Origin of the sequence: Streptomyces nitrosporeus (assembly GCF_008704555.1) — a bacterium.
Lineage (GTDB): Bacteria > Actinomycetota > Actinomycetes > Streptomycetales > Streptomycetaceae > Streptomyces > Streptomyces nitrosporeus.
In genome coordinates, this window is the sequence record NZ_CP023702.1 from 3,692,868 (window position 1) to 3,705,904 (window position 13,037).

The 13,037-nt window shown below is 73.9% G+C and carries 9 protein-coding genes, 2 tRNA genes and 1 pseudogene; 6 read left to right on the forward strand and 6 right to left on the reverse strand.

Features of this window, described 5'->3' with window-relative positions:
* Nucleotides 1-52: 52 nt before the first annotated feature.
* Nucleotides 53-934 carry an amidohydrolase family protein gene (locus CP967_RS16445; protein WP_150488689.1) on the reverse strand — a complete coding sequence of 294 codons (882 nt, stop codon included), beginning with the start codon at nucleotides 932-934 and terminating at the stop codon, nucleotides 53-55.
* 47 nt (nucleotides 935-981) lie between these two features.
* Complete coding sequence (locus CP967_RS16450; RefSeq protein WP_150488690.1) at nucleotides 982-1,974, reverse strand: DUF2797 domain-containing protein; 993 nt, start codon at nucleotides 1,972-1,974, stop codon at nucleotides 982-984.
* Between the two features lie 212 nt (nucleotides 1,975-2,186).
* On the opposite strand from CP967_RS16450, the gene CP967_RS16455 reads away from it, so the two are divergent.
* The 3 genes from CP967_RS16455 (at nucleotide 2,187) to CP967_RS16465 (ending at nucleotide 4,804) form a co-directional block, all read left to right on the forward strand.
* A complete protein-coding gene (locus tag CP967_RS16455) occupies nucleotides 2,187-2,435 on the forward strand; it encodes a hypothetical protein (protein WP_150488691.1) in 249 nt (82 codons plus the stop codon).
* 66 nt (nucleotides 2,436-2,501) lie between these two features.
* Complete coding sequence (sigJ, locus tag CP967_RS16460) at nucleotides 2,502-3,446, forward strand: RNA polymerase sigma factor SigJ (protein WP_150488692.1); 945 nt, start codon at nucleotides 2,502-2,504, stop codon at nucleotides 3,444-3,446.
* A 101-nt stretch (nucleotides 3,447-3,547) separates the two neighbouring features.
* Nucleotides 3,548-4,804 (forward strand): NAD(P)/FAD-dependent oxidoreductase, encoded by a 1,257-nt coding sequence (locus CP967_RS16465; protein WP_150488693.1) that lies wholly within the window; start codon nucleotides 3,548-3,550, stop codon nucleotides 4,802-4,804.
* Between the two features lie 297 nt (nucleotides 4,805-5,101).
* On the opposite strand, the gene CP967_RS16470 is transcribed toward CP967_RS16465, so the two are convergent.
* Nucleotides 5,102-5,515 (reverse strand): Imm10 family immunity protein, encoded by a 414-nt coding sequence (locus tag CP967_RS16470; RefSeq protein ID WP_150488694.1) that lies wholly within the window; start codon nucleotides 5,513-5,515, stop codon nucleotides 5,102-5,104.
* 551 nt (nucleotides 5,516-6,066) lie between these two features.
* Between CP967_RS16470 and CP967_RS16475 the strand changes: the two are divergent.
* Nucleotides 6,067-6,336: pseudogene (locus tag CP967_RS16475) on the forward strand (aminoglycoside phosphotransferase); the annotation flags it as partial.
* Between the two features lie 61 nt (nucleotides 6,337-6,397).
* Here CP967_RS16475 and CP967_RS16480 read toward each other — a convergent pair.
* The 3 genes from CP967_RS16480 to CP967_RS16490 all read right to left on the reverse strand — a co-directional run bounded on the left by CP967_RS16480 (nucleotide 6,398) and on the right by CP967_RS16490 (nucleotide 7,477).
* Complete coding sequence (locus tag CP967_RS16480) at nucleotides 6,398-6,943, reverse strand: YcxB family protein (RefSeq protein ID WP_150488695.1); 546 nt, start codon at nucleotides 6,941-6,943, stop codon at nucleotides 6,398-6,400.
* Nucleotides 6,944-7,107: 164 nt separating this feature from the next.
* A tRNA-Arg gene (locus tag CP967_RS16485) sits at nucleotides 7,108-7,180 on the reverse strand.
* Nucleotides 7,181-7,386: 206 nt separating this feature from the next.
* Nucleotides 7,387-7,477: transfer RNA gene (locus tag CP967_RS16490), tRNA-Ser, on the reverse strand.
* 280 nt (nucleotides 7,478-7,757) lie between these two features.
* Between CP967_RS16490 and CP967_RS16495 the strand changes: the two genes are divergently transcribed.
* Both CP967_RS16495 and CP967_RS16500 read left to right on the forward strand, forming a co-directional pair.
* The gene (locus tag CP967_RS16495; protein WP_150488696.1) at nucleotides 7,758-8,231 is read left to right on the forward strand and encodes an SSI family serine proteinase inhibitor; all 474 of its coding nucleotides are present in this window, start codon (nucleotides 7,758-7,760) and stop codon (nucleotides 8,229-8,231) included.
* Nucleotides 8,232-8,483: 252 nt separating this feature from the next.
* On the forward strand, nucleotides 8,484-12,923 hold the full coding sequence (locus CP967_RS16500) for a PAS domain-containing protein (protein WP_150488697.1): 4,440 nt from the start codon (nucleotides 8,484-8,486) through the stop codon (nucleotides 12,921-12,923).
* Nucleotides 12,924-13,037: the final 114 nt, after the last annotated feature.

Below are 13,037 nucleotides of genomic sequence, written 5' to 3' on the forward strand. Positions count from 1 at the left end.
CTGGCGCGCCCCTGGCGGCAGTCCCCCGGCGGCGGCTGGGCCGAGGGGACCCTCACACCCCGAACAGTTCGCCCGCGTTGTCGTGGCACACGGCCCGCAGCCAGTCGTCCCCCAGGCCCAGCCGTTCCAGGGCGTGCAGCTGGTGGGCGTACGGATACGGGATGTTCGGGAAGTCCGTGCCGAGCAGGATCCGGTCCCCCAGATCCGCCAGCCGCCCCCGTTCGGCGGCCGGGAACGGCGTGAACTCCTCGCTGAAATCGGTGAACGCCATCGTCGTGTCCAGCCGCACCTGCGGGTACGCCGCCGCCAGCGCCAGGAAGTCCGCGTACTCCGGCATCCCCATGTGCGCGACCACCAGCCGCAGCCGCGGATGGCGGGACAGCAGCCTGCCGACCGGCGCGGGCCCGGTGTACTTCCCCGCGGCGGGCCCGGAACCGCAATGCGTCACCACAGGGATGCCCGCCTCGGCCAGCAGGCCCCAGACAGGGTCCAGCAGCGGGTCGTTGGCGTCGTACGCCCCGACCTGGAGGTGCGACTTGAAGACCCGCGCCCCGGCCTCGACCGCCTCCTGTACGTAACGCTCCACGCCCTTCTCGGGGAAGAAGGTCGCCGTGTGCAGGCAGTCCGGTACCCGGGCGGCGAAATCCGCCGCCCAGCCGTTCAGCCAGGCGGCCATCTTGGGCTTGTGCGGGTAGACCATCGACGTGAACCGCCGTACCCCGAAGGACCGCAGCAGCGCCAGGCGTCCCTCCTCGTCCCGCCGGTAGGTGATCGGCCACTCCCTGCCGATCAGCGGACCGGCCGAGTCGAAGTACGCCCACACCTTGCGCAGGACCCGCTCCGGCATGAAGTGCGTATGGACGTCGATGATCCCGGGCAGCCCCAGCCGCTCCCGGAACCGCACGACCTCGTCACGGCTGTTGTCGCTGTCCACCGGTCACTCTCCCCTCGCCCGCCGTCCCGGTACTCCCCGCGACGATCTCAGAACAGCCCGTCCTGCACCCCACCGGCTCCCACCGCGACGAGCGGCACGGTCACACCGGACCGGACGTCCGCGCCGGTCAGCTCCCAGCCGGTGATCAGCCGGGTGTCAAGCACCACGGTCCCCTCGGCCGGAACCGCCAGATACAGGTCCGGCCCGGCGGCGGCCACCAGCCGCCCCGCCACCACGCCTCCGCCCACCAGCCCCCGGACCGCCCGCGCCCCCTCCCCGGCCGGCCCCGCCCCGGACGCGCCTGCCGTCCCTGTGGCCCCTTCCGTCCTGGTGGCCCCTGCCACCCCCGTGACCCCTGCCGTCCCTGTCGCCCCGGTCGTCCCGGCCGCGTCGAGCCCGAAGATCCCCCCGTGGTCGACGGCTTCGAACGGCAGCCGCTCCAGCGCCTCCGGCCACCCGGCCCCCTCCAGCGCCACCGCCCGCCGGTACAGCCGCTCGACCTCCGCCGCCCGCCCGTCCGCCCCCGGCAGCACCCCCCGCAGCTCCCGCTTACGCGCGTACGCGATCCGGTCGGGCACCCCGAGCGCCGCCCGCAGCAGCTCCTCCGTACGCCGCGCCGCCATCAGCGGCCCACGCCCCAGCCAGCTGAACACCACCGCCCCCTGCTCCCGCAGCCGCGCCCCGCCCCGGGACTCCCGGGTGATCCCGACCTTCACCGTCCCGGGCCCGAACCAGGCGAGATACACGCGGTAGGGGCGCGGGTCGTCGGCGAGCGTGTCGGCGGCCACCGAGTGCGCCCGGTCCAGCCGCGCGCATTCCGCGCACCGGGCCCCCGTACTCCCCGCCGGCACCACCGCCGCCACCGGGCACACGTTGCCCCGGGCCCCCACGCAGTGCCGCTCACCCCCTGCGCGGAACCCCAGCTCCTTCCCGTACGCCAGTGCGCTCACCCGCTCCCGGCCTCTCCCGGAACCCTCCCGCCGCCAGCCCAGCACGGGCCCGTCCCCGGGCCAGCTCAGGCCCGTACACCGCCAGCCCATGCCTCTCCCCGTCCCTCGCCGCCGGCCGCCGCGGTCACGGGCGCCCGGTCGTACGCCGATCCTGCCAGGGGCGTGTCCGGGACCGGTGCGGCGGCGGCCGCCCGTCGTGCCTTGTCAGCGGCCCGTCCGGATGAGAAGCTCCGCGCGGACATCCCGCGCAGAGAGCGGGAGCGGGGCTCCGGGCCGGAGCCCGTCGGGGGAGGACAGCACACATGGCGACAGCGCTTCTGGCGGTCATCGCACTCGCCGGAACAGTCGGGGGACTCCTCTTCCTGTTCAACGTCCGGGGCGCGGCGGACAAGGCCGCCGAGCGGCGCAACGCCGTGAGGGCCGCGGCCGGCGCACGGACCATGCAGATCGGGCTGGCCCAGGAATCGCGGATGGGGCCTTCCCTCTTCCGGTACGCGGGCGGTGTGGTCGGCCTGGGCAGCCTCCTCCTCCTGCTCCTCCTGGCCGCCTGACCGGTTCCGGGGGCGTCCCCGCCCGCACCGGTGGAGGCGGTGCCCCGCGGCGCTAGGATCCGGGCCATGGCTCTGACCAAGGACCACGTGGACCGGTTCGAGGCCGCCATGCCCCGTCTGAAGGCCATCGCCTACCGTCTCCTCGGTTCGGCGGCCGATGCCGAGGACGCCGTGCAGGACACGTTCCTGCGCTGGCAGGCCGCCGACGCCGACCGCGTCGAGGTCCCCGAAGCCTGGCTGACGAAGGTCCTCACCAACCTGTGCCTCAACCAGCTCACCTCGGCCCGCGCCCGCCGCGAGACCTATGTGGGCCGGTGGCTGCCCGAGCCGCTGCTCGCCGGGGACCCGATGCTCGGCCCCGCCGAAACCGCCGAGCAGCGCGAGTCCGTCTCGTACGCGGTCCTCACCCTCATGGAACGCCTCTCCCCCGTTGAGCGGGCGGTGTACGTGCTGCGGGAGGCGTTCGGCTACCCGCACCGGCGGACCGCCGAGACCCTCGACATCACCGAGGCCTCCTGCCAGCAGATCTTCCACCGCGCCAAGAAGCACATCGCCGACGGCAGGACCCGCGCCGAGATCGACGAGGCCGCCGCCCGGCGGATCGTCGAGGAGTTCCTCACGGCCGCCACCAGCGGCCGGACCGAGCCGCTCGTACGACTGCTCACCGAGGACGCCGTCGCGGTCGGCGACGGCGGCGGGAAGGTCCCGGCCCGCGCCAAGGCGTTCGAAGGAGCACGCGCGGTCGCGACGTTCGTACGGGGCCTGTTCAAGCCCGGCAAGGCCAAGCGCGCCCTCGTCGGCGGCCCGGCCGAGGTCCATGTCACGGCCGCCAACGGCGCGCCCGCCGTGGTGGTGGTCGTCGGGGGCCGGGTCATCGGTGTCATGTGCCCGGAGATCTCCCCCGAGGGCATCGTCGCCCTCCGCAGCCAGGTCAACCCCGACAAGCTCGAACGCGCGACCCGGCGGTGGGCGGCCACCGCACACGGAGAGCCGCTGCTCCACATCTTCTGACCCCTCCGGCCCCGATGTGAGCTGCTTCACACCGGGGCCTGTCAGGAAACGGCGGGCTGCCCGGTTCAAGGGGCGAACCCGCGTGAGACAGGAGCCAGGAAATGCAGCACCGTGTCATCGTCCTCGGAGCCGGATACACCGGAGCCGCCGCCGCCGGGCGTCTCGCCAGGCGGCTGCACCGCGAAGAGGTCGCCCTCACCCTCGTCAACACCGGACCCGACTTCGTCGAGCGCGTACGGATGCACCAGCTGGCGGCCGGCCAGGACCTCGTGCCACGGCCTTTCGGCGAGATGTTCGCGGGCACCGGCGTCGAGCTGAAGCTCGCGAAGGTGACCGGCGTCGACGTGGCCCGCAGAACCGTCACCGTCATCCCCACCGACATCCCCACCGACACCGGCACCGGCACCGGCATGAACGGCACCGGCCCGGACCTCACCGAGGAAACCGAGGAACTGGAGTACGACACCCTCGTCTACGCCCTCGGCAGCGAGTGGGACCCCCAGGGCGTCCCCGGAACCGCCGAGCACGCCCACGAGATCGCCGGCCGCCCCGGCGCCCTCCGGCTGCGTGAGCGCCTGGCCGCCCTGGAGGCCGGACAGCCCGTGGTCGTCGTCGGTGGCGGCCTCACCGGCCTGGAGGCCGCCACCGAGATCGCCGAGGCCCGCCCGGACCTCGGCGTCGCCCTCGCCGCCCGCGGCGCGCTCGGCGACTGGCTCTCGCCCAGGGGCCGCCGGCACGTGCGGAAGGTCTTCGGCCGGCTCGGCATCACCGTGCACGAGCACACCACCGTCACCGGCGTGGAGGCCGACCGCGTCACCACCGCCGGGGGTACGCCCCTCCCGGCCGCGGTCACCGTGTGGACCACCGGCTTCGCGGTCAACCCGATCGCGAGGGCCACCGCCCTGGAGGTCATCGGCACGGGCCGGATCGTCGTCGACGGGACCATGCGCTCCGTCTCCCACCCGGACGTGTACGCCATCGGCGACGCGGCCCTGGTCGAGGGCCCCGGCGGCAAGCCGCTGCGGATGTCGTGCGCCACCGGTACCCCCACCGCCTGGCAGGCCGCCGACGCCATCGCGGCCCGCCTGACCGGCCGAAAGGTCCCGACCGCCTCGTTCCGCTACTTCAACCAGTGCGTCTCCCTGGGCCGCTCGGACGGCCTGATCCAGTACGTCACCGCCGACGACCGGTCTATCGGCGCGGCCCTGACCGGACGGACTGCCGCCCTCTACAAGGAACTGATCTGCAAGGGCGCGGCCTGGGGCGTCGCCCACCCGACCCTCGGCCTCCCGGCCCGGCGCCACCACGTCGTACAGGAAGGGACCGGGGCGGACCCGGCCGCCAGGACAACGGCCTGAGCGGGCCGGACCGGCACGACCGGGGGCCGGGGGCGCCGGGGGGCTCATCCGGCCCGGGTCCCGGCCGCTCAGCCCGTCAACAGCGGAAGAAGCAGGGGCCCTCAGGATTTCTCCCGAGGGCCCCGGCCTGCTGTGCGCCCGGCAGGGCTCGAACCTGCAACCTCATGGCCTGCAGCTCCGCAGAGAAAGGCCGTTGGCCGTCTGCCGCGCGGGCGCGGTCTTCAGGGGCACAGCCTTCAGGGGCGCAGCCGCATGTGCCCGGCTGCCGTGGTCGCTGCACTCCGCTGCCGTACCGCGCTACAGGTTGATCACGTTCGGGCGGGCATCCGGACGTCCGTACGCCAGAACGCGCGGCAGGACCTCACGCATACGCGCCACGTCCGCCGCCGGCGCCCGGAGCAGGGCCTCCACGACCGGATCGGCCAGGCCCAGGGCGTCCAAGGACGAGGGGTCCAGGGTCACGCGCAGTACGTCGCCGTCCAGTTCTGCCTTCCGCACACAGCCGTAGGCGGTGTTCTGGTCGGGCGTGATGACACAGTGCGTGTCCATGCCGAGCCTCACTTCCTGTGCGTCCGGCTCGTCGAAGTCGCACATGAACAACAGGGAGAAAGCCTCCTCGTCGTCCGACTCGGCCACCCCGGCCGTCAAGCAGTCGTCCTGGGCCGGATCATCGAGCCCGCATGCCAGCTGCGCCGTGAATCTGTACGCCATACAGACGTTCTAACACCCGGGGCTGACGCTCGGGTTCAACCGGCTCGGCCGACCGAGCACACCTCAGGTCAACATGCGGTGCACTCCCGCGAGATGCGCCACCGCCGATCGCCACGTGCGCTGTTCCCGACCACGACGCGAGTTCATCGGTGTCCGCCAGGGACCGGCGGTGTCGGTGTCAGCCGCTGATCTCATCGGGCGCGGGCCGCCCTGGCGGACTCTCGCCCGCTGTTGTTTCCCCCGCCCGTGCCGTTCGTCCACCGGACGGGACTGCGCCGAGCCTTGAGGTCCCGAACGGTGAGGGTGAGGCCGCGTGCCGTGTCACCCGGCTCGCCCTCCGGGAGGCGTACTCCGAGCACCCTCAGCGGCCCGTGCTCTTCCGACCGCCGTGCGCTCACACGTGAGAAGCCCCTCCCAGCAGGGCAACGGTCACACGGACCGCGCAGACCCCGGCTGTCCGGCTGTTCACCCGTCCGAAGCGCCCGCACCACCGCACGTCCCACCTGCTTCCGGCCCCGCCCCCGCCCCCGCCCGTGGAAGAGTGAAGTCCCATGGCGACCATCCGCACCGGCCTCGACCGACTGCCGTCCGCCGCTCGCGCCGCCGTCGAAGAGCACACCGGCCCCCTCCTCGCGGTCGAGGAGACCGCCGAGGGCTTCAACAGCGAGATCGCGGCCCGCGTCACCTCCGCCACGGGCGCCTGGCACATCAAGGGTCTGCGCACCGATCACCCCCGCGCCTGGACCCAGCACCGGGAGGCCGCCGTCGCCTCCTTCCTCACCGGCCTGGCCCCCGCCCTCCGCCGGCGCGTCGGAGACGCGCTGAGAGGTGACGGCTACGAGCCGGATGAGGGCGACGGCGCGACCGGAGCCCCATGACCGGCTAGAGGCGTTTCAGGTTCCTGTCCAGGACCACCCGGAGCAGGTCCACGTCCGCGGGGCCCTGGGCGCCCCGTTTGGGCAGCACGGCGACTCCGGCCGCGCGGTCGCCGCCCAGCAGCACGAAGAGCCCCGGTGTCTCCAGATACTCCCGGAACACCGACCAGTCCATGCTGAAGGACGCCTGCTCACCGGTGGTGACCGCACCGCGGTCGTCGGCCACCATGCGGCACTGCCCGTACGACTGCACCATGCTGAACATCCGGCGGGCCATGGTGCGCAGTCCTCGTACGGCGCCCCAGGAGGCGACACCCACGGAGAGCACCAGCGAGATGATCCACACGGGCAGCGAGACATCGAGGAAAGCCCCGAAGACGACCACGCCGATCGCCGCCATCAGCGGCCCCATGAGCACCTGGGCCCGGCCCGCCGGTGTTCGACGGGCTCGCGCACGGAGCGCCTCCTCGAAGTCCGCGGCCGTCAGCCGGTAGACGAACTCCACGGCCGTATCGCGGTCCGTACCCGTGGAATCCCCGCCCCTGATGTCCATGAACAGGGATCCTAGCCAGAGGGTGTCCGGTGGCTCAGGGCCGCCGTGCCAGGACCCACCGGGCACTCCCTGATCCACTCCCGAACGCGGTTGCCGTCGATCACCGCCGTCATGACGTACGCCAGAGGCCCTCAGGATTTCTCCTGAGGGCCTCTGGCCTGCTGTGCACTCGGCAGGATTCGAACCTGCAACCTTCTGATCCGTAGTCAGATGCTCTATCCGTTAAGCTACGAGTGCTTGTCGTCGGTCTTACCCGGCGGCTTCGCTCCCCGGGCTTTTCTGCCTGGTCGGCGTTGCGGGAACAACATTACATGACCTGCGCCGTGACGCGAAATCCATTAGCCAGACCCCATCTGACCTGCGAAAACGCCTCCCAGGGTCGCTCTCCCGGCCCCAGATACGCCTGAAGCCCCGTGCCAGGGGCACGGGGCTTCAGGATCTTGCGGAGGCGGAGGGATTTGAACCCTCGATGGGCTTTAAGACCCAAACCGCATTAGCAGTGCGGCGCCATAGACCGGACTAGGCGACGCCTCCAGCACACCCCGCGCGAGCGCGAGTGGTGCGTGCAGATGATGACACAGTTGAGCGTGCTGTCACCAATCGCCGCCCACGGTACTAGGCGGGTGGGCGGCGAGGCAAAGCGCCCTGCGGGAGGGAACGGGCCCGGGGTACGGGCGGCGGGCGGTCCCGGCCGGCCGTCCACGAGTTGCGCAACGTGCGGGCGTGAGGAGCGTTAGACAGGGCGAGGGCTCCGCCCTCTCTCCGACCGGCCCCTTTCCCCGGCCCCGTACACAAGAACGATCAGGAGCCCCGCATGCTTCGCCGCCTCACCCTCACCGCCGTGGTCTCGCTCGCCGCGCTGTCGGCCTCCGCGCCCGCCGCCACCGCCCTCACCCCGCTCGTGCCGCTGCCCCCGCTGCCGTTCCTGCTGGGCGACTGGCCGGCCGGGGGGACCGACTCCGGGACCCGGCTCACCGTGACCGTCTCCGAATCCGGGAACCCGGCGGCCAACGGCACCTTCGAGCTGGAGTGCGATCCCGCGGCCGGCAGCCATCCCGCCGCCCAGCGCGCCTGCGATCTGCTGGACCGGGCCGCGGAGGCGGGGGAGAACCCGTTCGTACCGACGGACCGGAACGCCATGTGCACCATGCAGGTCGGCGGGCCGGCCGCCGCACGGGTCGAGGGGACCTGGCAGGGGGAGCCGGTCGACGCGCGGTTCAGCCAGGCCAACGGCTGCGAGATCTCGCGCTGGAACAACCTCGTGCCGCTCCTCCCGTCCGCCCGCTGACCGGCCGCCTCTTCGCCCACAGCCCCCTCGGTGTCCGGCCGAGGGGGCTTCCGCGCATGTCAGGGGGCGTGCGCGCACCGCCATGAGCCACCGGCGTACACCGTGTGCACAGAACCTTGGTGAGAGCTCCCCCTCATCCGCCGCCGCGCTGCCCGTCCCTGCCTTTAGACTCCTTCCGTGACAGTCCGCGGCCCAAAAGACAAAATGGGGCCAACTGTCGGCACAGTGCGGTAATCAGGGAGGAAGCGTCTCGTGAGCAGCAGGCCGTCCCGAGGCGCTGCTCGCCTCGCAGCCATACTCGACGCCCTTCCGGACGGGCTCCTGCTCGTCAACTGCAACGGCACGGTCGTCAACGCCAACACCATCGCCCTCGAGATGTTCGAGAGCCCGGGTACCGCACTCGTGGGACGCGGTCTGCTCGATCTGCTTCCGGAGTTCGACTCCAGGCTGATCCCCGGGTCGATGCGCCGGCCGGACGCTGCGGACGAGCAGGGCAGGACCAAGCCCAGGCGGATGGTCGCGCGCCGGACCGACCGCACCGAGTACCCGGTCGAGGTCACCAGCGCGAGCCTGGACAGCGGCCAGGCCGCCTACAGCGACATCCGCTCCAGCTACACCGGCGACGAACTCCTCATGCTGGTCGTACGGGACCTGTCCGGCACGGTCGACACCGAGGCCGAACTGGCCCGTTCGCAGCGCCAGACCGAGATGATCCTGCGCGCCGCCTCCGAAGGCGTCGTGGGCACGGACATGGACGGCAGGGTCGTCCTCGTCAACCCCGCCGCCGCGCAGATCCTCGGCTTCCGCGCCAGCGACCTGGGCGGCAAGGAACTCCACACGCTGGTCCTGCACTCACGTGCGGACGGTGAGCCCTTCCCGTACGACGGGTCGCCGCTCGCCGACACGCTCAAGTCGGGCCGTAAGCACCGGGTCCGCGGGCAGGTGGTGTGGTCCAGGAACGGGGACGCCGTCCCGGTCGACCTGACGACCGCACCCGTGCGTGACGGGGACCAACTGGTCGGCGCGGTGATGACGTTCACCGACCGCAGGCCCTACGAGGAGCTGATCGCGAAGCACACCTCGGAGACCGAGCGGCTCACCGCGGAGCACGCGGCCGAGATCGCCGGGCTGACCGAGCGGCACACGGCCGAGACCGCCGAACTCACCGGGCGGCACACGGCCGAGCTGGACGAGCGCACGAAGCGGCACACCGCCGAGCTGGACGAGAAGACGGAGCGGATCACCGGTCTCACCGAGCAGCTCGCGGACCTCGGGGGGCGGCACGCCCAGCTGACGGCCGTGCTGGGCGAGTCCCTGCGGGGGCCGCTGGAGGAACTGAGCGGCGAACTCACCACGCTGGCTGCCGATCCGGCGGGGCAGCTCTGGCCCGAGGCCAACCAGATCCTGCACCATCTCGCCGCGGGGTACGCCCGGATGGCGACGCTCGTCGACAACGTTCTCAGCTACCAGCGCCTGGACAGCGGCACCGAGTCGCTCGTGAAGCAGCCGGTGCTGATCGACTCGGTGGTGACGGCCGGGATCGACGGAGCGGTCGAGCTGATCGGGCCGGGGCGGGCGCAGTTCGCGGTGCACGCTCCGCCGATCGAGGCCGAGGTGGACGCGGGCCGGATGATCACGGCGCTCGCCCACCTCGTGGCGGACGTCGCCGGGGTCGACTCGACCGGCAGGACCAGGCCGGTGCCGGGTGGCGGGTACGTCGACTCGACGGTCGTGGTGGCCGCCGCCCAGCGCGGTGACGTCGTACGGATCGAGGTCCGGGGGCCGTTCGCCGGGGGCGACCCGGTACACGTACCGATCGTGCGCGGGATCGTGCACGCCCATGGAGGCGTGCTCCAGACGCACGAGATGGCCGGGATGAGCGGCAGCTCCTACGTCCTGGAGGTGCCGATCGGTTCCGGGGCGGGGACGATCGCGCCCCCGCCCGCGCCCGCCGCTGTGCCCGTTCCCGGCCTCGACGCGGGAGCGGCTTCCGGGCAGCCCGTTCCCGGGGCTGTCGCGGTGCCGGACGGGCCGGCCGTGGGCCCGGCCGACCTGCCGGAGGGACAGCCGGCCGTGGGGCCGCAGGGCGTGCCCCTTCCCGGGGCGGCCGGGGCCGGGGTGCCCGGCGCCGGGGCGGGCGGTGCCGCCGTCGCGCAGGGCCCCGTCGTGCCTCCCGTTCCCGGTCCTGCCGTGGCTTCCGTTCCCGAACCTGCCGTGGCTCCCGCTCCTGGTCCTGCCGTGCCTCCCGTTCCCGGCCCCTCGGGGCCGGTGGACGCCGTGGCCGTGCCGCCCGCGCAGGCACAGGGCGGGCGGCGCAGGGCGCGCCGGTCGTCCACCGACGCCTTCCTGGAGAGCCCGCTCGACGGGCCGGGGCCGGACGATTCCGGCGAGATCGCGGTGGCCGAGCCGACGGGACGGCGCCGGGCGCGCCGTCCCGCGGCGGAGGAGTCACCGGCTGTGGAGGGGATCCCGCCGCAGCAGAGCGGGGGGTCCGGACGCAGGCGCGGCCGGCCCAGCCCCGCGGAGGCCGGTGCGGACGCCGCCGCTCCGGCTGAACAGCCGAGGCGGGCGCTGGCGCTGCCCGCCGGGCCCGAGGATGCTTCCGAGGGTTCCGTGGTGACCGCCGCCGAGGGCGCGCAGGGCGGCACCCGCCCGCAGCGTGGCCGTACGGTGCCGCCGCAGGGCATGCCCGTGGACGCGCCCGCCCTGCCGGAAAGCGCCGGGCAGGAGGACCGCCCCGCTCTCCCCGCGCTCGCCTCGCCGGACGCCTCGGCACAGCCGGGGCAGCCGGGGCAGCCGGGCAGGCAGACCGGTGGGCGGCGGGCCCGCAGGGCCCTCACGGTCCACCAGGAACACTCCGCCCCGGCCGAGCCGGCGGGTCCGCGTACGGCGTTCGCCCTGCCGCCCGCCGACGCGGACCGTGTTCCCGGTGCGGGACACGGCGCACCGGCCTCCGGCGCGGTCGCGATGGCGCCGGTACCCGCCGGTCCGGGAAGCGCCGGAGCCGCGCGCCCCGTCGACGCGCCCGCCGCCCCTGCGCGAAGCGGTCCCGCCCCGGGTGTCCAGGCCGGGCCCGCCGCGGCCGTACAGGCCGGTCCCGCCGTCGCCGGGCAGGCCGGTGAGTCCGAGCGGCACGACGCCGCTGTGCACGCGCCGGAGGCAGACCACACGCCGCCGCAGGCCCACCCCGTGCCGTCCGGGCGCCGCAGGGCGCGCCGGGCGGATGCGCCGGAGCAGGAGGGGCAGGCCGCGAACCGGCCGGGCCACCCCGTGCACGGCCGGCCCCTGCCCGCCGTACCCCCGCAGCCCGACTGGGCCCAGGAGGGTACGCCCGCGCAGGGTGACGCCGCGCTCACGGCCCACGAGGACGGGTCCGGAGTTCCGGACGAGGGAGCCCCGGACGGCACCACGCGCACCACCGGCACCATGGCCCCGCCTCCCGCCCCCGCCCCGGGAGCGGTGGGGGAGGAGGCCGCCGTCCACCCGGCCGACGCCACGGGGCCGGACGCCGGGCCGGACGCGCGCCGCCGGCCGCTGCCCGCCGAGGCTCCGGGTACCTCGTCGGACTCGACGCAGGGCCGCGCCTTCAGCGTGCGGACGCTGGGGCAGGGCGTGCCGTTCGCGCAGCACCTCGCGCACCAGCAGAACCAGACGCCCGGCGGTGCCGGCCGGCGCCGCAAGCTGGCCGCGCCTCCCGCCCCGGAGCCGTCGGCCGCGGCGGCGCAGCCGGGAGCGCCCGCTCCTCTTCCGGCCGCCTCGCCCGTACCGCCCGCACCCGCGGTCCCGGGGGGCGGCACCACCCAGGGGCCCGGTTCGGGGCAGCTGCTGGCCGCGTCCGCGCCCGAGGGGCGCGCGTACGCGATCGGCGCGCCGGACGAGGGTGCCGAGGGGCCGGAGCCGCTGGACGGGCCGGGCGGGGCCGTCGAGGTCGCGAACCGGCCTCAGCCGCTGCCCGTCGACGACGAACTGCCCCCGGAGCCGCTGGACAACCCGCGGCGGCTCCTCGTCTGGCCCGCTCCTGACGTGCCGACCCAGCAGGCGCTCAGCGACCGCGGCTACCGGCCGGTGATCGTGCACTCACGCGAGGAGGTCGACGCCCAGATCGCGGCGTTCCCGGCCGCGCTGTTCGTCGACCCGCTGACCGGCCCGATCACCCGTACCGCCCTGCAGTCGCTGCGACAGGCGGCCGTGGCGGCGGAGGTGCCGGTGCTGGTGACGGCGGGTCTGGGCCAGGCGACCCGGGAGGCCGCGTACGGTGCGGACCCCGCCGTCCTCCTCAAGGCGCTCGCGCCGAGGGACAGCGACCAGCATCCCCCGCGCATCCTGGTGATCGAGGAGCACGAGGAGATCGCCCTGGCCCTGGCCGAGACGCTGGAGCGCCGCGGGATACAGGTGGCACGGGCGTCCGGTGACAGCGAGGCCGTCGACCTCGCGGCCCGGATACGGCCGAACCTGGTCGTGATGGACCTGATGCAGGTGCGCCGCCGGCGGGCCGGGATCATCGACTGGCTGCGTGCGAACGGTGCGCTGAACCGCACGCCGCTCGTCGTCTACACCTCGGCCGACATGGACGAGTCCGATCTCGAAAGGCTCGCCTCGGGTGAGACGGTCCTCTTCCTCGCCGAACGTTCGACGAGCGACGAGGTGCAGTCCCGGATCGTCGATCTGCTGGCGAAGATAGGAACCAACTGACGTACCGGCGCCCGGACATCCTGACGTACGGGCGTACGGGCGTACGGGCCTACGGGCGTACGGGCCTACGGGTGCAGGCGGCGGCGCGGAGACGCCGGCGCCCGGTGCGGCGCA